Source organism: Leptolyngbya subtilissima AS-A7 (assembly GCF_039962255.1).
In the GTDB taxonomy this organism is placed as follows: Bacteria; Cyanobacteriota; Cyanobacteriia; order Phormidesmidales; family Phormidesmidaceae; genus Nodosilinea.
Genome location: NZ_JAMPKY010000008.1, coordinates 298,178 through 318,307 on the forward strand (window position 1 = coordinate 298,178; position 20,130 = coordinate 318,307).

Sequence of the window (20,130 nt, forward strand, 5' to 3'; positions counted from 1 at the left end):
CGAAGAATCCGGGGTTTTTAGGTTGCTCTAAAACTACGACATCGCCTGGATGATGTAGTCAAAGTAGGGCTGAGCTTCGGCGGCGTCTTCGTCAGACAGCAGATTCAGAGAAGCCTCTTTTAGGCAGCGGATGGCTTCAGCCATGCCGGGCACGGGTACGTCTAGAGCGTTGTACATTTCGCGGACGCCCACAATGCCAATGGCCTCAATGGGGGTCTGGTCACCAGCCAGCACGCCGTAGGTGACGAGGCGCAGGTACCAGCCGTAGTCACGAATGCAGAGAGACCGCTGCTTTTGACCATAGGCATTGCCGCCGGGGGCGATGAAGTCGGGTCGTCGCCGCCATAGCTCTCTGCTGGCCTGGTCAACAATCTTTTTCTCGTTTTCAGACAAAGTAGCGGCAATGCGGGTGCGCTGCTCGCCAGTCTTCAAAAATTCTTCAATGGCCTTGAGCTCGCCGGTGGTTGGGTAGCGCAGCTCGTCGTCGGCATTCAAAATAACTTGGCTAACAACAGACATAGTTAAAAATGACGGGATGACCTTTTTCCATAGCTAGTTTAGCGACTTGGGGGCCATCAGGGAAAGCTAAATTCTCATTTAGTTGTCGATGCTAACGGCGCTCCGAGTGGGTTTGCCGTGGCGAGAACTAGGCTAAAACGTCCATTCTATAGGGAATTTTTAGGGATTACGCAATATTCTTCTGGTGAGAAAACAGGGGGATTTCGTAACGCTTTTGCAACAATCGATTAGGTGAAAAGGTCAGCGCGGGGGCGGAAGCGTTCGGTTTGGCGGAGCTCTTCGTAAAGAGCTTTTTCGCGATCGCTTAGCCCCGTCGGCACTACCACCTCTAGCTCCACAATCTGATCGCCCCGGTCTCGGCCAACGGGATAGCCCCGCCCCGGCAGCTGGATAATTTGTCCGGTTTGCGCTCCCTGGGGTAGGGGGGTGCGCAAGGGACCATCCAGCGTGGGGATATCGATGGTGCTGCCTAGGGCAGCTTCGCTGGGGGTGATGGGCACACGGCAATACACATCGTTGCCTCGGAGGGTGTAGAAGGGATGGGGGTCAACCTGAATGCGCAGGTACAAGTTGCCACCGCCCACACCCTGGCCCCGCAAGCGAATGCGCTGACCAGTGACCATGCCAGCGGGCATATTGACCTCTAGCGATCGCCCATCCTCTAGGCGAATACGCTCGCGCCCGCCTCGAAAGGCTTTTTCTAGGGGAACAGTGAGGTCGGCCTCGGCATCGCGGCGGCCAGTAGTAGTAGATGGGCTATAGGTAGCGGTATTGGCCGCATAGCCGTCGTCATCGCTAGCGCTACGGCGGGCTGGGCGACGGTTGAGAAGCTGGTCAACAAAAACATTGAAGTCGGGAAATTCGCCAAAGCCAAAGTCTTCTAAGGAAATCCGCCCACCGAAAAAATCGCTGACGACAGATTTACCCTGGCCTTTCTTAAAGCCCTCCTGCTGCCAGTACTCGCTGAATTTCTCGTACTGGGCGCGTTTTTCGTCGTCGGAGAGCACGGTGTAGGCTTCGCTGATCAGCTTGAACTGATCCTCTGCGGCCTGGTCGCCAGGGTTGAGGTCGGGGTGGTACTGTCGGGCGAGCTTGCGGTAGGCCTGCTTGATGTCACTAAACGTTGCTTCTCTGGAAACCCCCAGAATGTCGTAGTAGTTCCGAAAGTTCTCCATGCAGGGTGGATAGGTGGGCGGGTAGGGGGTAGATGAGTGGATGGGTAGGCGGGTAGGGGAGTGGATGGTTCTGTTGGCCGGTTCGCTCCCCTAGCTGGCAGGGCGAAGTGAAGGGTGGGTTAGAGCCACTCGTCGCGATCGCTCCAGTTGTCACCGTCGTAGCGAGGGGCAGGGCGGCGATTGTCTTGGCGAGGGGGTACCGATCTCGCAGCATCAGCGCCGCGTTCGGCGGGTGCAGGCCGCGCGCGCGTCTCTGGAGCCGGGTTTTCAGCGGGACGGTTCGCCGATGCGGGCTGCCCCCAGGGGTCGTCTTCCCAACTGTTGTCTCGGCGAGGAGCGGCGGAGGCGGGATTAGGTCGATCTGCTGGAGACGCATCGCGAGCGTAAGGGTCATAGCCCTGATCATCGTAACCACGGTTTCCAGAGCGCTCTGTTTCAGCGTCGCGATAGTCGGCATCGCCGTAGCCTGGCTCAGGGGCGCTAGGCCGGTCGTAGCGTGGGTCATCGTAGGTCGATTGACCGTAACCCGCATCGCCATAGCTAGGGCGGGCGGGCTCAGAATTTTGCGTTCTTGGGGCGTCTTGACCGTAGTCTTGGCGGCCATAGCTGGGCTGATCATAGCTACGATAGTCGTCGGCAGCGGATGGGGTATCGGTCGACGGTCTGTAGTCTTGGCGATCGTAATCCTGGCGATCGTAGCCAGGTTGCCCATAGTCCTGGCGGCCATAGTCTTGACGTCCATAGTCCGATGTGGGCGGCTGGGGGCGGCTGGGTTCTTGGGGGCGGTCGTAGCCATTGCCATAGCCCTGGTCATAGCCAGAGTTGCCGTAGCTAGAGCCGCCGCTAGAACGTTCACTGTACCCCTGATTGCCGTAGCCCTGATCGCTGTATCCTGGGCTGTCGTAGTTCGGGTTGTTGTAACCCTGGCCGTTGTAGCCGGTCGTTCCGTAGGCCCGGTTGTCGTAAGCTGGGCTATTGTAGCGCTGGCCACCCGCTCCGCCACGATTGTCGTAGTCCCAGTCGTCGTCCCAGTTGCCCCAAGTAGTAGATCCCTGATAGCCGTAGTTGGGCCGCGCATCCAGGTCATCGTCGAAGGAGAAGGTCTTCTTTAGGGTATTGCCGATCTGGCCGAGGATGCCGCCTTCGGGAGCATCTTCAGCTTCGTAGAGGTAGGCCTCGCGGTTGAGGTCGTAGAGTTCGTCTTGCAGCTCGGCCTGGGCAATGTCGATGCCTCGCTCGTCGCTTTTCTCTAGGTAGTCGCGTAGCTCTTGCACTAGCCCTTCGATGCGGCGCCGGCGATCGCGGGCAAACTGCATGCCAAAGTCGAGGGCTACCTCCCGCAGCAGTCGCTCGGCCTGGAAAGTCAGCGCCTCGGCTCGGTTGCGCTTCTCAACTCGCTCGCGCTGGAGGCGATCGGTTTCGGCAAACTCCTCCGCCTCGCGAATCATCCGCTGCACTTCGCCTTCTTCGAGATTAGAAGCGCCCTGGACGGTCAAACTCTGCTCGCGCCCGGTGGTCTTATCCATGGCCGACACTTGCAGAATGCCGTTAGCGTCGATGTCAAAGGATACCAGCACCTGGGGTACGCCGCGCGGTGCGGGGGGAATGCCCATCAACTTGAAGCGACCCAGAGACTTGTTGTCGGCTCCCATTTCGCGCTCGCCCTGGAGCACGTGCACTTCTACCGAGGTCTGGTTGTTTTCAGAGGTGGAGAAAATATCCGATCGCCGCACCGGAATCGTGGTGTTGCGGGGAATCACCTTCTTCATCACGCCGCCGATAGTCTCCAGCCCTAGAGAGAGCGAGGTGACATCTAGCAGCATGATGTCCTGCACTTCCTGGGTGATGATGCCTGCCTGCACGGCAGCACCTACAGCCACGGCTTCGTCAGGGTTCACGTTTTGGCTGGGTTCGAGGCCGATCAGACCGCGCACCAAGTTCTGCACCATGGGCATGCGGCTGCCGCCGCCCACCAGCACCACTTCGTCGATGTCGTTGGGGGTGAGGCCCGCATCGCTGAGGGCCTGCTTGAGGGGCGCGCGCAGGGCGCTGACCAAGTCGCCGCAGAGGCCTTCGAACTGCGATCGGCTCAGGCGCGTCTCGATATGCTTAGGACCTTCAGGGCTAGCAGTAATAAACGGCAGGCTGATTTCGGTGCTGGCCACGCCAGAAAGCTCAATCTTGGCTTTCTCGGCCGCCTCAGTTAATCGCTGGAGCGCCTGACGATCTTTGCGTAGGTCAATGCCCTCTTTTTCAAGGAATTCATCGGCCAGCCAGTCAACAATTTTGGTGTCGAAGTTGGTGCCGCCCAGCTGGGTATCGCCCGAGGTCGAGCGTACCTCAAACACCCCATCGCCCACGTCGAGAATCGACACGTCAAAGGTGCCGCCCCCCAAGTCAAACACCAGAATGGTTTCGTTCTGCACCTGGTCGAGACCGTAAGCCAACGCTGCCGCCGTGGGCTCGTTCAAAATGCGCTTGACTTCCAGCCCGGCGATCCGCCCGGCGTTGCGGGTGGCCTGGCGCTGGGCGTCGTTAAAGTAGGCGGGCACGGTGATCACCGCCCCGGTCACTGGCTGGCCCAGGTAGCGACTGGCCTCATCCGCCAGCTTGCGCAGCACGATGGCCGAAATTTCTTCGGGGGCAAAATCTTTTTCAAGGCGGGGGCAGCGAATTTTGACGTTGCCTAAATCATCGCGGCGAATCGTGTAGGGCACCCGCTTAGAGGATGGGTCGAGCTCGGCGTAGCGACGACCCATATAGCGCTTGACACTATAAAAGGTGTTTTGGGGATTGAGCACCGCCTGCCTGCGGGCCATCTGCCCCACCAGCCGCTCGCCCTCTTTGCTAAACGCCACTACCGAAGGCGTAGTCCGCATCCCTTCGGCGTTGGCAATCACTACCGGCTTGCCGCCCTCCATTACAGAGACCACGGAGTTGGTCGTACCCAGGTCGATGCCAACTACTTTTCCCATGCGCTCTGGCGTCTCCTTATCTGTCGGACTGCGTGCTCAATGAAGGTTAGCACCGAGGGGGCATCGCTTCTGCCAACCTACTTACATCAACTTTCTTAATGATAGTCTGTCACAGGCTGGCCTAGATTCTACCGCACGGCTTTTGGAGGCTTAGTAAAGGTTGAAAGAGAGAGGATAAAGGTGATTGGCTTAGCAGTATCTCTGAGCCGAGGAATGGCCTAGACTGGAGCTATCTTGAGAGCGCTTAGCCTTCTTTGGTTTATGGTGCAGACGCGGCCCAGGTTCTATAGCTTTGAAGAATATCTGGCCTACGACGACGGCACGGAACATTTTTACGAGCTATTTAATGGAGAACTAATTGCGGTGCCACCAGAGTCGGGGCAAAACGTACAAATTGCCAATCGCCTGCTGCTAATCTTTGCACTGCTATTAGGAATAGACCGGGTGCGGGGGCATGGCCTGGAGCTAGAAGTCAGGGGTGAACCGAAAAATCGTTATCCTGACCTGACGGTAATTCAGCCTGAACACATTGAGCTATTGGCGAAGCGCAACACCATTCGCCTGACGATACTACCCCCAGCACTAGTGGTCGAGGTAGTTAGCCCTGGAGAATTGCAGTGGGAGCGCGACTACGTAGCTAAGCGTGCCCAGTACGAAGACTTAGGCATTCCTGAATACTGGATCATCAACCCCCAAGATCGCACGGTGCTGGTACTGGCGCAGCAGGGTCAGGGGTTTGCCCCGGTAGGAACCTTTGCCGGAGAGCAACGGATAGAGTCGGCCCAGTTCACAAATCTCACTCTGACCGCCGCTCAGCTTTTTGCGGCAGGGTTGCCGGAATAAAACGCCATTGTTAGAGGTGCAGTTTTATTGACCGCATCGCACCCTGCTCGCAGACTTTCAATGACAATCCTCAGGGTAACCACCCTCTATGCGCATCAACCTGAATATTCCTGATGAAGTCGCCCAATGCCCAACCTTTTCTAAGTCCGATTGGCTGCGGGAAATGGCGATTTCCCTGTTTGAGCAGGAGCGGGTTACCCTAGGCATCGCCAGCCAGATCGCAGGCATTCACCTGATGGAGTTTCAAAAAATCATCGGCAGTCGCGGCGTTTGTGCTCATTACGATGCCGAAGAGTTTGTTAAGGATATTGAAAACCTGCGCAGCCGGGGTTGGCTATGACCATTGTGAGCGATGCTTCATCCCTGGGCAGCTTGGCCCTGATTGACTGTCTCTGGCTGCTGGAGGCGCTCTACGGCACTGTGGTGATTTCAGATGTGGTGGCGCGGGAGCTGGCAACAGCTAAGAATGCTCGTATTCAGGCGGTGCTATCGGTCAGTTGGGTCAAGGTGCAGGTGCCGACGGAGAGCGCGATCGCAACCATCCAGCAGCAGGGCCAGCAGCTCGACCTGGGCGAAACCCAAACTCTGGCCCTAGCCCTTCAGCTCAACGCCGACGAACTGCTGATCAACGAGCGCAGAGGACGGCAGGTCGCCCAAGCGCTGGGTCTGTCGGCGATCGGCATCGTTGGCATTGTCATCGTCGCCAAGCAGCGGGCGCTGATTCCCAGCGTGCGACGGGTGATGGATGCCCTGGTGGAGCTGGCTGGTTTTCGCATCAGCCACCAGCTTTACCAAAAGATTCTTAAGTTTGTCGATGAAATCTAAGGTCTCAGCGAACGGGGTTCAGGTTTTAAGGTTCAGGGTTCAGGGCTGCACCTTAAACCCTAAACCCTAGACCTAATACCTCAAACCCGTTAGCCCTTGATACCCAGCAACTCCCCAGGTTCACCATCAAAATGACAGGATCCCTAGGTACACTGTCTTTAATGCAATAGTCCCCGCGCTCCAGGTTTTGTGATGACGGCCACCGTTCCCGCTCTCTCCGCCCAGTACGACCCCACGCAGACCGAAACCAAGTGGCAGGCTCAGTGGGAAGAGAACCAGGTCTTTAAAGCCGACCCCGACCACCCCGGCGAACCCTACTGCGTGGTGATTCCGCCGCCGAACGTGACCGGCAGTCTGCACATGGGCCACGCCTTTGAGAATGCGCTGATCGACACTCTGGTGCGCTACCAACGTATGGCTGGGCGCAACACCCTGTGGCTGCCGGGCACCGACCACGCCAGCATTGCGGTGAGCACGATTTTAGATCGGCAGTTCCAAGATGAGGGGTTGAAGAAGGAGGATGTGGGGCGCGATCGCTACCTGGAGCGCGCCTGGGAATGGAAGGCTGAGTCGGGTGGCACCATCGTCAACCAACTGCGTAAGCTAGGCGTCTCGGTGGACTGGAGCCGCGAGCGCTTCACCATGGATGAAGGGCTCAATACTGCGGTGCTGACCGCCTTTACCCAACTCTACGACGAGGGGCTGATCTACCGGGGTAACTACATGGTCAATTGGTGCCCCGCCAGCCAGTCAGCGGTGTCTGACCTAGAGGTGGAGCAGCGGGAGGTGGACGGCCACCTGTGGCACTTCCGCTACCCCTTTACCGATGGCTCGGGCTACCTGGAAGTAGCCACCACCCGCCCCGAAACTATGCTAGGTGACACGGCAGTGGCAGTGAACCCCAACGACGATCGCTACCGCGACATGGTGGGCAAAACTCTCACGCTGCCAATTGTGAATCGCGAAATTCCTGTCATCGCCGATGACTACGTCGATGCGGAGTTTGGCACCGGCTGCGTCAAAGTCACCCCTGCCCACGACCCCAACGACTTTGCCATGGGCCAGCGCCACAACCTGCCCATGGTCACCGTCATGAACAAAGACGGCACCATGAATGAAAACACTGCCCATTTTCAGGGGCTAGACCGTTTTGAAGCCCGCAGTGCAGTGGTGCGTCAGCTCGATAACGAAGGCTTTCTAGTGCGCATCGAGGACTACCGCCACACGGTGCCCTACAGCGATCGCGGCAAGGTGCCCATCGAGCCGCTGCTCTCCACTCAGTGGTTCGTCAAAATTCGGCCTTTGGCAGACAAAGCGTTGGACTATCTCGACAACCGCCAAGAGCCCAAGTTTGTGCCCGAGCGCTGGACGAAGGTGTACCGCGACTGGCTGGTCAACCTCAAAGACTGGTGCATCTCGCGCCAACTGTGGTGGGGCCACCAAATTCCGGCTTGGTACGCCGTTAGCGAAACCAACGGCGAAATCACTGACGACACTCCCTTTTTCGTGGCAGCCACCGAAGCAGAGGCTAGGGAAAAGGCCACCGATCGCTATGGTGAATGGGTGGAACTGGTGCGCGACCCCGACGTACTCGACACCTGGTTTTCGTCAGGCCTGTGGCCCTTCTCAACCATGGGCTGGCCCGATGAATCGGCTCAGGACTTCCAGACCTACTACCCCACGACCACCCTGGTTACCGGCTTCGACATCATCTTCTTCTGGGTGGCCCGCATGACTCTGATGGCGGGGCACTTCACCGACACCATGCCCTTTGAGACCGTCTATATTCACGGTCTGGTGCGCGATGAAAACAACAAAAAGATGTCGAAGTCGGCCAATAACGGCATCGACCCCCTGCTGCTGATCAACAAGTACGGCACCGACGCCCTGCGCTACACCCTGATTCGCGAAGTCACCGGAGCAGGTCAGGATATTCGCCTGGAGTACGATCGCAACACCGACGAATCCGTCTCGGTGGAAGCTTCTCGCAACTTCACCAACAAGCTGTGGAACGCCTCCCGCTTTGTAATGATGAACCTGGGCGGGCAATCTCCCGACAGCCTAGGTGTGCCCGATGTAGCGGGGCTGGAGCTGGCTGATCGCTGGATTTTGTCTCGCTTTAACCGAGTTGTGCAGAGCGTGCGCGACAACCTAGACCAGTACGGCATGGGCGAAGCCGCCAAAGACCTTTACGAATTTGTGTGGGGCGACTTCTGCGACTGGTACATCGAGCTGGTCAAGCCCCGCCTCCAAGGGGAAGGCTCGTCGAAGTTCACTGCAGCTCAGCAAACCCTAGCCTTTGTGCTCGACGGCATTCTCAAACTGCTGCACCCGTTTATGCCCCACATTACCGAGGAGCTGTGGCACACCCTCAACCAGGTGGGCAACGACCAGTTTTTGGCTGTGCAGCCCTACCCTACGGTGCAGCCTGACCTCATTGACGATGCCCTAGAGCAGCAGTTTGCTCTGGTGTTTAACACCGTGCGCACTGTGCGCAACCTACGGGCTGAGGCCGGTATTAAACCCAGCCTGCGCATTGAGACCATTCTCGAAAGCGAGAGTGCTGACGAGCGCCATATTCTGCAAGCCACCGCCGACTACATCAAAGACCTGGGCAAAATCGATACCCTGGTGATTCTCGGTGGCAAGCAGCCGGTCTCTACAGCCCACAGCGCAGAGGAAAGCGCCAGTGCGTCGAACGCCGTGGCAAAGCTGAGCGACAACCCGGTGGTGGCCGAAGTGCAAGGCTTCTGGCACAACCTGCTGCCCCTGCTTGACGACCCTCTGCACTACGGCGACTTGTTTTTTACCGCTTTGCGCCGTCCCGCTTTTACCATGCTGTGGATTTTGGTGGGTCTGGTGGCCCTCAAGTTTACGGGGGCGTTGGTGAGCGCGGTTGACAGCACCCCCATCTTTAGTGCCCTGATGGAGCTGGTGGGGCTGTGGGTGACGGTTAACTTTGTGCGGCAGAACTTGCTCAGCGGGGGCGATCGCGCCCGCCTCAATCAGACCTACCAGCAGTGGCGGCACAAGGTGCTTGACCCCGATATCGCAGCGCCAGCTCCCACCCCGGTCCTGCTGCCTGCGCCCGTGCCCCAAGAAGGCAGCGATGACGGTGCCCCCACCCCCCACGATGAGGGCCACGATACGGTTAGAGGGGATGGGGAGCCGAATCAAAAGCTGTTTGCTGGGGTCACCGGCACCGTGCAGGTACTCATTCCTTTGACGGGCGTGGTAGATGTCGATGCCCTCAGAGCCAAGGTGGAAAAAGACCTGGGCAAGGTGGAGGCGGAGATCAAGTCGCTCTCGGGGCGGCTGAGCAACCCCGGCTTTGTGGATAAAGCCCCCGCCGATGTGGTGCAGGGAGCCCGCAATTCCCTGGCCGAGGCCGAGGCCCAAGCGACAATTCTCAAGGCGCGGCTGGCGATGCTGTAAGGGGCAACAGGACTCAATCCTTTGGCGGCAAAATCTCCGAACGATTTCCCCTGCCCCAGAAAGCCTTACGGAATGCGATACCGCAAAGGATTGGGAATTTTGACTGAGCCATAGGGCATTTCACCAAACTGGGCTCAATCTTTGCATGCGTACACAGAGCAGATCCGTCGCCCAAGTCAAAACTGGCTCAGAGGTACGAGCATTTTTAACCCTGGCGGTGCCCCTGGCCGGAGCCCAAGTGGCTCAGGCTGCCGTCGGCTTCGTCGACACCCTAATGATGGGGCGGCTGGGGGCCGAGACCCTCGCCGCTGGCGGCCTAGCGGCCATTAGCTTTCAGCTACTGCTGGCGGTGATCGGCGGGTTTGTGATGACCGTGGGGCCGCTGGTGGCCCAGGCCTTTGGGGCGGGGCAAAAGGATCAGGTTGAGGCAATCGCCCGGCAGGGGTTTTGGCTTTCGCTAGGGCTGAGTCTGCCGATGATGGCGGTGCTGAGCCAGCTCGATCGCATGTTGCTGGGGCTAGGGCAGCCCGAGGCGATCGCCACCCTCACCGCCCCCTACTTCCAAGGAATTCTCTGGGGCGCGTTTCCGGCTCTAGCCTTTGCCATGCTGCGGGGCTACGCTGCGGCCCTAGCCGAGGCCCAGGTGGTGATTGTGATTGTGCTGGTGGGCACAGTCTTTAACATTGTGGGCAACTATGCCCTAGGGTTTGGCAAATGGGGCTTCCCGGCCCTGGGGCTGGGGGGGCTAGGGCTATCCAGCGGACTGAGCTACTGGCTGATGTTTGGGCTATTTTTGCTCTACACCCTCAAGCATCCCAATTTGAAGGAATATCGTTTTTGGCGGGGGTGGCACCGGGTGCAGCCCCGGCTAGTCGGTCGGCTGCTGGGCATGGGGGGCGAGATCGCCGTCACCATCGCCTTAGAATTTAGCCTGTTTGCTGTGGTCACGTTTTTGATGGGGATCCTTGGCCCTGAGGTGCTGGCCGCCCACCAGACCGTATATCAAACGATTTACCTGATTTTCATGGTTCCTCTAGGTATGTCCTACGCGGCGACGGCGCGGGTGGGACTGGCTTTTGGTCAGCAGGATATGGGCGCGGCGCGACGGGCAGGGTATGTGGCGATGGCGATCGCCGCTGTCTTTATGCTGCTAGCCACCCTCGGCCTCCTGCTATTTCGCCAGTCCATTATTGGCCTCTACCTAGACCTGCGTGATCCAGTTAATGCCCCGGTAATTGCCCTGGCCCTGCCAATGCTTTTTGTGGCGGCATTGGCCCAGCTCACCGACGGTGTCCAGCGAGTCGCTTCAGGGGCGCTCTACGGGCTGCAAGATACCCGCATGCCTATGGTGCTCAGCGGGCTAGCTTTCTGGGGCGTAGGGCTGACTACGGGCTATCTCCTAGGCTTTTGGCTCGGCCTCGACGGGGTCGGGCTGTGGATTGGCCAATCCATTGGGGTAGCCACCGCTGGAATCATTTTTGTGGTCCGGTTCCATCGCTTGACCCGCCCCAGCCGGGCAGTCTGACGGCGGCACATAAGCGCTAGGGCCGGTGAGCCAGGTTAGTTTATGGACGCACGGTTTCGTAGCGAATGAGGCGACGAATGGTGTCTGTAGAAACATTCAGCCGCTGCGCCATTTCGGCTTCAATGGTCGCTGGCGATCGCATCGGTAGGTAAAAGTCGAGGGTGCGCGGCACCGGCTTCACCACAATCACCTCAACCCGAGTCGCCCGGCGATCGCCCCCAGCCGCCCCAGCCTGACCATCGTTGTCAATGACCGCGCGAATGCTGAGAATGCCTTCGTCCTGCGCCGCCGCATTGGTCGCTAAAACCAGAGGTGCGATCGCCCGGCCTGCCACCCCCAGGTAGTGATGAGTCCAGCCGTAGCCAGCCAGCCAAAATGCGGCCCCCAACAGCCCCAGGGGTAGCCAAAACTCTAGGCCAGAGTGAGTAAGGAGACGTTTGAACGCAGGCATAAGCGATGGGGAAAGGTGGGAAGTGGGTAATGTAGGGGATGATTCTAAAGCTTAACGTCACCAGCATCACATCCACCCATCTACTCATCCACCTGCCCATCCACCCCTCTCCTCTTCACACTTCCCTTAGGTAAACTAATTAATGGTAAACAGCAGGTTAAGCTAGCAAAGCGAGATTTGTAGCCCTGAGAACACTTGCTGCGTTATCCCAAGCGGGTGCCAACCCACAGCCCGCTAGAACAAGCCCTGTAGGTCCTGGGCACCGAGCCCTGGCTCGCACCCATCAATGGCAGAGGCGATCGCTTCAGCATTCGCGAACTCTGTGCCTAAGCCCCTCTGATCCCATCCACTCACCTCCTATCCCTCGTCTCCCCATCTCCCCATGTTTACCCGCAGCCGCAAACACCTCACCCAGTGGCTCATGCTGACCATGGGCAGCGTTTTTGTGGTGTTTGGCGGGCTGCTCTACGTCATTGAAGTAGAGCGCGAGCTAAACAAACTCGACCAGCAGCTCTACCGCGAAGCGGAACTGATGATTAGCAGCGGCGGCGCTGACTCGTCACCCAACCCAACCTACCCCGTGCAGTTTCAGATCAAAACGGTGCCGCTGCTCGGGGGCAGCACCCTCAGCGTTAGCTCAGATCTGGTCTACGCCCGCTGGTACGACACTAACAACCACCTGCTGATGTTTTTTGGGCCGCTGTCGGGCGATCAGCGCGACATTCAGCCGGGCTACAAAACTCTGACCTACGAGGGCCAACGCCTGCGCCAGATGACGGTGCCCATTGAGTCGGAAGGGCAAACCCTGGGCCACCTAGAACTGGCCACTACCCTGGTGCCGGTAGAAACCGCCCTCAACCAAGTTCGGCTGGTTTTAAGCCTAGGGCTGCCAGTGGGGGTGGGCCTGATTGGGCTGCTGAGCTGGTGGTTCGCGGGCCAGGTGATGCGGCCCATTCAGTTGTCGTACCAGCGATTAGAACAGTTTAGTGCCGATGCCAGCCACGAGCTGAGGACGCCAATGGCCGCCATTCTCAGTCAGGCCAAGCTGGGGCTGATGACGGCTTCGCCCCAAGAGCAGGTGGCGCGGCTCCAGCACATTGCCGGGCTAGCCCAGTCAATGGGGCAACTGATTAACAGTTTGCTTGTGCTGGTGACAGCCGATCGCTGGTCGGGCACCCAGCAGTGCAACCTCACCCTCTTGGTGAAAGAACTCGCCCGCGAGTATCAGCCCCAGGTCAAGGCTAAGGGGCTTTGGTGGCGGCTAGAGCTGCCCCAAGCCCCCCTCTGGGTGAATGGAGACGCCAATTTGCTCCGGCAGGCCATTGCCAACCTGCTCAGCAATGCCTGCCGCTACACTGCTACCGGCGGAGAGGTCGCCCTCTCCCTCAGCCACCGCGTCGACCGAATTATTATTACTGTGCAGGACAGCGGCATTGGCATTCCGGCAGCAGATTTGCCCCGTGTGTTTGACCGCTTTTACCGGGTTGACAAGGCGCGATCGCGCGATACTGGTGGCTTCGGGCTAGGGCTGGCGATCGCCCAGCAAATTGTTCAGGCGCACCAGGGCAAACTTACTGTAGTCAGCACCGAAAACCAGGGGTCAACCTTCACCATTACCCTGCCGTTGCTCCTGCCCGCCAATGCTCAAGGGCAACCTGCCCCCCCGCAGACTTCGGGCTACAAGGCAAAGTGCTAGACCCAAACGCTTCATTGATTTCTCGTCGGCCAGATCACTACGGAAGATGCCTGAAACCCCTCACTCTACCGTTGACCGTCAAAAACTGTCCGGAGTGTTGTTCCGATGATTGTTGAGCGCAAAGTATGGCTAGCGGCGGCTTTGCCCGTGGTTTTGGCGGTAGCGGCCTGTGGTGGCGGCTCTTCTCCCACTACCGAGACCGACCCCAATGCTTCCCCGGTGTCCGCTGGCGACGGCAGCGGCACCACTATTGCGATCAGCGGTGCTGGGGCGACATTTCCTGCGCCGATTTTCCAGCGCTGGTTTGACGCCTATACCCGTCAAGTTGACTTCGATGTGCAGGTGAGCTACCAGTCGGTGGGCAGTGGCGCTGGCTTAGAGCAGTACATCGCCGGCACCGTAGACTTTGGCGCGTCTGAGGCCCCAATTACCGATTCCGAAGATCTCACCCAGGCTTTCGTCGACGCCTTTGGTTACGCCCCCATTCAGGTGCCGATCACTGGCGGTTTATTATCGTTCTCCTATAATCTTCCTGGGATTGACGATCTGGAGCTGCGCCTTTCCCGCGATGTCTACTGCGGCATCGTCACGGGCGAAATTACCCAGTGGAGCGACGCTGCGATCGCGGCGATCAACCCCGACATAGAGATGCCTGACCTGCCCATCACTTGGGCTCACCGCTCCGACGGTTCGGGCACTACCTTTGTCTTTGTCAACCACATTGACACCGTCTGCGACGGCTGGGCCGGCGGCGTTGGCACCTCCGTCGACTGGCCCGTGGGCATTGGTGGCCAGGGCAATGAGGGGGTAGCTGCTACGATTCAGCAAACCGAAGGCGCGATTGGCTATCTGTCCTACGCCTATGCTGCTCTCAAGGACATTGATTCAGCGTTGGTGGAAAACAACGCCGGCAACTACGTCGAGCCCTCCCCCGAAACCGCAGGCAATGCCCTTCTCGATGAAGAAATACCGGACGACTTTGCCCTGCTTGTGCCCGACCCAACTGGCGAAAACTCCTACCCCATCGTCGGTCTAACCTGGGTGATGATCTATAAGAACTACGAAGACGCAGCCAAGTGGGAAGCCATGCGCGACGTGTTTGAGTGGTCCCTCGGCCCCGAAGGCCGCGCCATTGCTGAAGAGTTGCTCTATGTGCCTCTGCCCGAGCCCCTGGTGGAGCGGATTCAAGAGGTGTTTGACACCGTTAACGCGGGCTAATTTAGACCACATTACTCCGCGATACCCGACTAAGGCGGGGCGCTCTCGCTAGAGTTTGCTGCGGCCTTTTGGCGTGAAAACAGCCCTCGGAAAACTTGGTTAAAAGCTACAGGCCCTATTGCGCTGTGGGCAATTTTGAAGAGTTGTTTCGCCATGAGCGCGCTGGGAGTCTAGGCGCATGTTCCTAAGTTTGGCTAGGCCACACCAGGGAAGACGAGTTTAAAGCACAATTAAATCTATTCCCCTCCTCCAAGGTCATGGTTCAGAATCTCAAGTTTGATGCGGTCAGCGATCGCCTGCCACCCCAAAACATCGAGGCCGAAGAGGCCATTCTGGGCGGGATTTTGCTCGACCCTGAAGCCATTAACCGGGTGATGGAGATTCTCACCCCCGACGCCTTTTACATCGGTGCCCACCGGGATATTTATAAGGGGGCGCTGGCCCTTCACGCCAAGGGGCAGCCCGCTGATCTGATGACCATCGCCGTCTGGCTGAAGGACAACGGCAAGCTCGAACAGGTGGGCGGCCAAACCCGCCTGGCTCAACTGGTCGATCGCACCATCAGCGCCGCCAACATCGACCAGTACGCCACCCTGGTGATGGATAAGTACACCCGCCGCCTGCTGATTCAAACCGGCGGCGAGATTTCTCAGCTGGGCTACGACACGACGTTGCCCATTGAGAATGTGATGGATCAGTCGGAGCAGCGGCTGTTTGGCATTACCCAGTCGCGACCTCAGGGGGGCTTGACCTCTACGTCCGATATTTTGATTGAGACTTTTTCGGAGATCGAGCAGCGATCGCTCGGCGTTGTGCTGCCTGGCATCCCCTGCGGTTTCTACGACTTAGATGCCATGACCCAGGGTTTTCAGCGCTCAGACCTGATTATTGCTGCTGCCCGTCCGTCAATGGGCAAGACCAGCTTCGTGCTGAACATAGCTCGCAACATTGCGGCTTTACAGAAGCTTCCTGTAGCTATTTATAGCCTGGAAATGTCGAAGGTGCAGCTGGTCTACCGCTTGCTCTCCAGCGAAGTGGAGATGGAAAGCAGCCGCTTGCGTACCGGGCGCATTGCCCAGAACGAGTGGGAAAAACTGGGCCACGCCATCAGCATTCTCTCCCAGATGCCGATTTTCATCGACGATACCCCCAGCATTTCAGTGACCGAGATTCGCTCTCGCTGCCGCCGCCTCCAGGCCGAGCAGGGCGGTGCCCTGGGGCTGATTTTGATCGACTATCTCCAGCTGATGGAGGGTGGCGGCGACAACCGGGTGCAGGAACTGTCGAAGATGACGCGATCGCTCAAGGGTCTCGCCCGCGAACTCAACGTACCGATCATCGCCCTCTCCCAGCTCAGCCGGGGCGTCGAATCGCGCACCAACAAGCGTCCAATGATGAGCGACCTACGGGAGTGCGTCACTGGCGATACCCTGGTTGTCCTCGCAGACGGTCGACGAGTACCGATTCAGGAGTTGGTAGGCAGCACCCCAGACGTGGTGAGTTTAGATGAACAGGGTAAGTTGACCCAGGCTCAGGCCGACTTAGTTTGGCAGGTGGGTACTCGCCCAATTTATGAGTTGACCACAGCCAGCGGACGCAAAATTCGCGCGACTGAAAAGCACCGACTCTATACCCTCGATGGCTGGCAGCGATTAGAGCAGTTGAAGAAGGGGAGCCGTATTGGTGTGGCTCAGCATCTGCCCGAACCTGCTGTTGCCGAGACCTGGCCTGAGTTAAGGCTGGCACTACTAGGGCAGCTAATTGGCGATGGTAGCTACCTCAAGGGGCAGCCCCTTCGATACACCACCAGCTCCGAAGACAATAGCCAGATCGTCAAATTAGCTGCTGAGCAAGAATTTGGCTGTGAGGTAAAGCGCTACAGGGGCAGAGGGCAGTGGCATCAGCTTTTGATCTCTGGTAACGGCAATCGCTGGCACCCTGCTGGAGTAAATCGTTGGTTACGGCAGCTTGGCATCTTTAATCAGCCTTCTCGGGAGAAACGCATTCCTGCCGAAGTATTTCAGCTCTCTAATCAACAGGTAGGTCTTCTCCTAAAACACTTGTGGGCAACCGATGGCTGTATCTCTGTACGCAAGGGCAGAGGCGGAGACGCCGTATTCTTCTCTACTAGCAGTGAGGGCTTGGCCCGTGATGTTGCCGCTCTACTCCTAAGGCTTGGTATTTGGGCCTCCGTGTTTTGGCAGCCAAGTCAGTGTTTTACCGTCAACGTTCAGGGTAGCGTCAACCAGCTGAGGTTCTTAACTCGGGTTGGGGCTTTTGGCCCTAGGGTAGAACCCGCCACCGCTCTACGGCTCAAGCTTGAGAGCATCATCTCAAATCCCAACCGAGACACCTTGCCCAGAGAAGTTTTTGAGCGAGTCAAGGCTGATATGAGAGCCCAGGGCATTAGTCAACGCCAAATGGCAACCTTGCGAGGCACCTCCTACGGCGGGACATCACACTTCAAATTCGCTCCTTCGCGGCAAACACTCCTCAGCTACGCAGAGATTTTGGCCAATGAATCCCTCAAGGAAATTGCCGCAGCAGATATTTTCTGGGATGAAGTGCTTTCTATTGAGCCTGCGGGGGAAGAACCCGTGTATGACCTGACTGTACCAGGGCCTGCCTCTTGGCTAGCAGACGGCATTGTGTCCCACAACTCAGGTGCAATCGAGCAGGACGCAGACTTGATCATGATGCTCTACCGCGAAGAGTACTACGACCCCGACACCCCCGATCGCGGCATTGCCGAGATCATCATCACCAAGCACCGCAACGGCCCTACCGGCACCGTCAAGCTGCTGTTCGAGCCGCAGTTTACTCGCTTCCGCAACCTGGCCACCCCGGGTATGTAGCGATCGCCGTTAGGCTCAACCGAAACCGCTGGAGAGCACTGGTCGTAAACTCTGGAGGGCTGCGACTCAACTTCTAGCGCTTAGATTTTGCTCCTTTGAGAGGTAATCTAGCATTGGCGCAGCCTCTCCTTTAGAGAATCGCAACTCAACTTCAGGAGATTTCCATGGGCGACATGATTAGCTTTAAGCGACCCGATGGCCAATCGTGCCAGGGCTACTACGTCGAGCCGGCTAGCGGCAGCACCGCCCCCGGCATTGTCGTGATTCAAGAGTGGTGGGGCCTCAACGATCAGATCAAGGGCGTGGCCGACCAGCTAGTTCAGCAGGGTTACCGGGTGCTGGTGCCCGATCTCTACAAAGGCGAAGTCACTGTAGAAGCCGCCGAGGCCGAGCACCTGATGAACGACCTCGACTTTGGCGATGCCGCCACTCAAAACATTCGTGGCGCGGTGCAGCACCTTAAGGCCACCAGCCCCAAGGTGGCGGTAATGGGCTACTGCATGGGCGGGGCACTGACGGTACTGGCGGCGGTGTACGCCCCCGAGACTGACGTGGCTATCAGCTGGTACGGGGTACCTCCGGCAGAAGCTGCCGATGTCAGCACGATCGCAATTCCGTTCCAAGGGCACTTTGCCCAGCAAGACGAGTTCTTTTCGCCAGACGCAGTGAAGGCGTTTGAAGCGCGGCTCCAAAAGGGCGGTGTGAACTACGAGTCTTACTGGTACGACGCCCACCACGCCTTTGGCAATGAGAACAACGACATTCATGACCCCGAAGCTACTCAGCTGGCTTGGGAGCGATCGCTCACCTTCCTCGCCACCCACTTAGGCTAGGGTCAGCCCCTTACCCAACGCCGATTACTACTGGTTTGGACCAATCCCCTGGGCTCGGAGTAGGGCTGCCGCTGGGGGAAAGCTGTCGTTCGTCGATTCTCTGCTGATGACGGCTATTCCATGATCAGGATTACGCCCTGCACCTGCTTTTTGGCGTTTACCAAAGGGGTGCAGGTAATGTGGCAGCTTAGGCTGCGGCCCTTGCGGTTAACGGCCTCAATGGTCAGCTCGACGGAGCCGACGCCGGCTGAGGCCAGGCAGTCGCGAATGGGCTGGCGCAGCTGCTCTACCGGCAGACCCATATCTAGGTTGAGGAAATATTGGCCGACGACTTCTTCGGGGCGCAGGCCCCAGAGGTCTTCGGCTTTGTTATTCCAAATTTGCACTTGCAGGTCGCGGTTGACCACTGCCACGCCGCCTTTGAGACTAGCGAATACGCATTCTAGAAACGTGTTGCTTTGATTTAGGTCGCCGCTGCTACGCTGGAGTTCTTCGTTGAGGGTTTGGAGTTCTTCGTTGGCCGATTGCAGTTCTTCGTTCATGGTTTCCAACTCTTCGTTGGTGGATTGCAGCTCTTCGTTGGTGGTTTCTAGTTCTTCGTTGGTGGATTGCAGCTCTTCATTGGTGGTTTCTAGTTCTTCGTTGGTGGATTGCAGCTCTTCGTAGGCCATCTCTAGCTCTTGGTTGGCGTGCTCTAGCTCGGCCTGCAACCGTTTGAACTGGGTGATATCGACAAAGCTAATGCTGGCTCCAAGAATGGCGCTGTCGCTGCCAAACAGCGGGGTGACCTGCACCTCGAAGAAAACGGAATCACCTCGAGGATTTTGCCAGGCGACATCGGGCAGGTTGACGGTGCGGCGGCGTTCGTAGGTTTCTTCTAGGCAAGAGCGCAGCTCTACGGGGCGGTAGGAGAGTTCTAAATCTTGCAGGGGGCGACCGATATCCTGCTGGGAGAGACCAAAGAGCACCTTGACGCGCTGGTTGGCCAAAACCAACACGCCGTTGTGCTTGAGCACAATGCGGGCCACTGGGCTGACGTCAAAGGCGGTCTCTAGCAAGCGAAGCTGGTCGGTCAGGTCATCGACAGTGGCTTCGTGACCGGTTTGAGCCATAATCAGCAGGCGATCGCGCCCGCTCAACTGAGGCACCTTAGTAAAGATGCGCCCCTTTAGCTGCACCGGGCTAAAGAGTTTGCTGTGGGTGAGCAGCATTTCGGCTTTGCCCAAGAACAGATAGCCGTTGTCGTTGAGGGCAAAGTGAAACCGGGTCAAAATTCGAGCCTGGGTTTCAGCGTTGAAATACATCAACGTGTTGCGGCACAGCAGCAGGTCAATCCTAGAGATCGGGGCATCTTGAACCAGGTCGTGGCGACCAAAAATGACCGATCGCCGCAGCTCTTTGCTAAAGGTGTAAATTTCGTCTTTGTGGTCAAAAAATGTGCTGAGCTGGGTTTCTGATAGACCGTCTATCTTGTGGCTAGAGTAGATGGCCTGGCGCGCCGTTGCCAGAGCGTCTTCGTCGAGATCGGTGGCATAGATTTTGACTCTGGCCTGAAACTGCTCAAGGCCCAGCAGCTCCGCCAGCAGCATGGCAATGGAGTAGGTTTCTTCGCCGGAGGCGCAGCCAGCGCTCCAAATTCGGATGGGTTCGGTGCTTGCCTTGGAGCGAAAAATTGTCGGTAAGACGTCGGTGCGCAGGGCATCCCAGCTGGTGGAATCGCGAAAAAATGCGGTGACGTTGATAGCAGTGTGTTGAACAACTGCTGAAATTCATCGGGATG

Annotated in this window: 13 protein-coding genes and 1 pseudogene; 9 read left to right on the forward strand and 5 right to left on the reverse strand. The window is 58.0% G+C overall.

The features are described 5' to 3' along the window. Positions 1–33 precede the first annotated feature (33 nt). The 3 genes and pseudogenes from NC979_RS18340 to dnaK all read right to left on the reverse strand — a co-directional run. Positions 34–519: an allophycocyanin subunit alpha-B gene (locus tag NC979_RS18340; RefSeq protein ID WP_190519569.1), complete on the reverse strand. Its 486-nt coding sequence runs from the start codon at positions 517–519 to the stop codon at positions 34–36. Positions 520–746: 227 nt separating this feature from the next. Next, positions 747–1,694 carry a DnaJ C-terminal domain-containing protein gene (locus NC979_RS18345; protein ID WP_190519571.1) on the reverse strand — a complete coding sequence of 316 codons (948 nt, stop codon included), beginning with the start codon at positions 1,692–1,694 and terminating at the stop codon, positions 747–749. A gap of 1,073 nt (positions 1,695–2,767) precedes the next feature. Beyond that, positions 2,768–4,669, reverse strand: a pseudogene (gene dnaK / locus NC979_RS18350) (molecular chaperone DnaK); the annotation flags it as partial. 261 nt (positions 4,670–4,930) lie between these two features. Here dnaK and NC979_RS18355 point away from each other — a divergent pair. The 5 genes from NC979_RS18355 to NC979_RS18375 all read left to right on the forward strand — a co-directional run bounded on the left by NC979_RS18355 (position 4,931) and on the right by NC979_RS18375 (position 11,297). Further along, on the forward strand, positions 4,931–5,512 hold the full coding sequence (locus tag NC979_RS18355) for a Uma2 family endonuclease (protein WP_190519575.1): 582 nt from the start codon (positions 4,931–4,933) through the stop codon (positions 5,510–5,512). 88 nt (positions 5,513–5,600) lie between these two features. Beyond that, positions 5,601–5,852 (forward strand): UPF0175 family protein, encoded by a 252-nt coding sequence (locus NC979_RS18360; RefSeq protein ID WP_190519577.1) that lies wholly within the window; start codon positions 5,601–5,603, stop codon positions 5,850–5,852. After that, positions 5,849–6,337 carry a PIN domain-containing protein gene (locus NC979_RS18365; protein WP_190519580.1) on the forward strand — a complete coding sequence of 163 codons (489 nt, stop codon included), beginning with the start codon at positions 5,849–5,851 and terminating at the stop codon, positions 6,335–6,337. Before NC979_RS18360 ends, NC979_RS18365 begins: the two co-directional genes overlap by 4 nt. A 192-nt stretch (positions 6,338–6,529) precedes the next feature. Beyond that, positions 6,530–9,772 carry a valine--tRNA ligase gene (locus tag NC979_RS18370; RefSeq protein ID WP_190519586.1) on the forward strand — a complete coding sequence of 1,081 codons (3,243 nt, stop codon included), beginning with the start codon at positions 6,530–6,532 and terminating at the stop codon, positions 9,770–9,772. A gap of 145 nt (positions 9,773–9,917) precedes the next feature. Beyond that, entirely contained in the window at positions 9,918–11,297 is a 1,380-nt protein-coding gene (locus NC979_RS18375; RefSeq protein ID WP_190519588.1) for an MATE family efflux transporter, read from the forward strand. 40 nt (positions 11,298–11,337) lie between these two features. On the opposite strand, the gene NC979_RS18380 is transcribed toward NC979_RS18375, so the two are convergent. Next, a complete protein-coding gene (locus NC979_RS18380; RefSeq protein ID WP_190519590.1) occupies positions 11,338–11,748 on the reverse strand; it encodes a hypothetical protein in 411 nt (136 codons plus the stop codon). A 382-nt stretch (positions 11,749–12,130) separates the two neighbouring features. Between NC979_RS18380 and NC979_RS18385 the strand changes: the two genes are divergently transcribed. The 4 genes from NC979_RS18385 to NC979_RS18400 all read left to right on the forward strand — a co-directional run bounded on the left by NC979_RS18385 (position 12,131) and on the right by NC979_RS18400 (position 18,350). Next, positions 12,131–13,444, forward strand: coding sequence for a sensor histidine kinase (locus tag NC979_RS18385; protein ID WP_190519592.1), 1,314 nt, complete (start codon positions 12,131–12,133; stop codon positions 13,442–13,444). Positions 13,445–13,549: 105 nt separating this feature from the next. Next, positions 13,550–14,662: a phosphate ABC transporter substrate-binding protein PstS gene (gene pstS / locus NC979_RS18390; RefSeq protein ID WP_190519595.1), complete on the forward strand. Its 1,113-nt coding sequence runs from the start codon at positions 13,550–13,552 to the stop codon at positions 14,660–14,662. Positions 14,663–14,919: 257 nt separating this feature from the next. Further along, positions 14,920–17,517, forward strand: a complete 2,598-nt coding sequence (locus tag NC979_RS18395) for a replicative DNA helicase (RefSeq protein WP_190519597.1) — start codon at positions 14,920–14,922, stop codon at positions 17,515–17,517. A 164-nt stretch (positions 17,518–17,681) separates the two neighbouring features. Further along, the gene (locus NC979_RS18400; RefSeq protein WP_190519598.1) at positions 17,682–18,350 is read left to right on the forward strand and encodes a dienelactone hydrolase family protein; all 669 of its coding nucleotides are present in this window, start codon (positions 17,682–17,684) and stop codon (positions 18,348–18,350) included. A gap of 113 nt (positions 18,351–18,463) precedes the next feature. Here the strand turns inward: NC979_RS18400 and NC979_RS18405 are convergent, their stop codons facing one another. Beyond that, a complete protein-coding gene (locus NC979_RS18405) occupies positions 18,464–20,119 on the reverse strand; it encodes a CheR family methyltransferase (RefSeq protein WP_431191085.1) in 1,656 nt (551 codons plus the stop codon). Between the last annotated feature and the right edge of the window lie 11 nt (positions 20,120–20,130).

Excerpts from the sequence above, each read along its gene's own strand:
- NC979_RS18355 (WP_190519575.1), top strand. The coding sequence starts at position 4,931 with ATGGTGCAGACGCGGCCCAGGTTCTATAGCTTTGAAGAATATCTGGCC.
- NC979_RS18365 (WP_190519580.1), top strand. The coding sequence starts at position 5,849 with ATGACCATTGTGAGCGATGCTTCATCCCTGGGCAGCTTGGCCCTGATT.
- NC979_RS18360 (WP_190519577.1), top strand. The coding sequence starts at position 5,601 with ATGCGCATCAACCTGAATATTCCTGATGAAGTCGCCCAATGCCCAACC.
- NC979_RS18375 (WP_190519588.1), top strand. The coding sequence starts at position 9,918 with ATGCGTACACAGAGCAGATCCGTCGCCCAAGTCAAAACTGGCTCAGAG.
- NC979_RS18400 (WP_190519598.1), top strand. The coding sequence starts at position 17,682 with ATGGGCGACATGATTAGCTTTAAGCGACCCGATGGCCAATCGTGCCAG.
- NC979_RS18370 (WP_190519586.1), top strand. The coding sequence starts at position 6,530 with ATGACGGCCACCGTTCCCGCTCTCTCCGCCCAGTACGACCCCACGCAG.
- NC979_RS18395 (WP_190519597.1), top strand. The coding sequence starts at position 14,920 with ATGGTTCAGAATCTCAAGTTTGATGCGGTCAGCGATCGCCTGCCACCC.
- NC979_RS18340 (WP_190519569.1), bottom strand. The coding sequence starts at position 519 with ATGTCTGTTGTTAGCCAAGTTATTTTGAATGCCGACGACGAGCTGCGC.
- NC979_RS18385 (WP_190519592.1), top strand. The coding sequence starts at position 12,131 with ATGTTTACCCGCAGCCGCAAACACCTCACCCAGTGGCTCATGCTGACC.
- NC979_RS18380 (WP_190519590.1), bottom strand. The coding sequence starts at position 11,748 with ATGCCTGCGTTCAAACGTCTCCTTACTCACTCTGGCCTAGAGTTTTGG.
- pstS (WP_190519595.1), top strand. The coding sequence starts at position 13,550 with ATGATTGTTGAGCGCAAAGTATGGCTAGCGGCGGCTTTGCCCGTGGTT.
- NC979_RS18345 (WP_190519571.1), bottom strand. The coding sequence starts at position 1,694 with ATGGAGAACTTTCGGAACTACTACGACATTCTGGGGGTTTCCAGAGAA.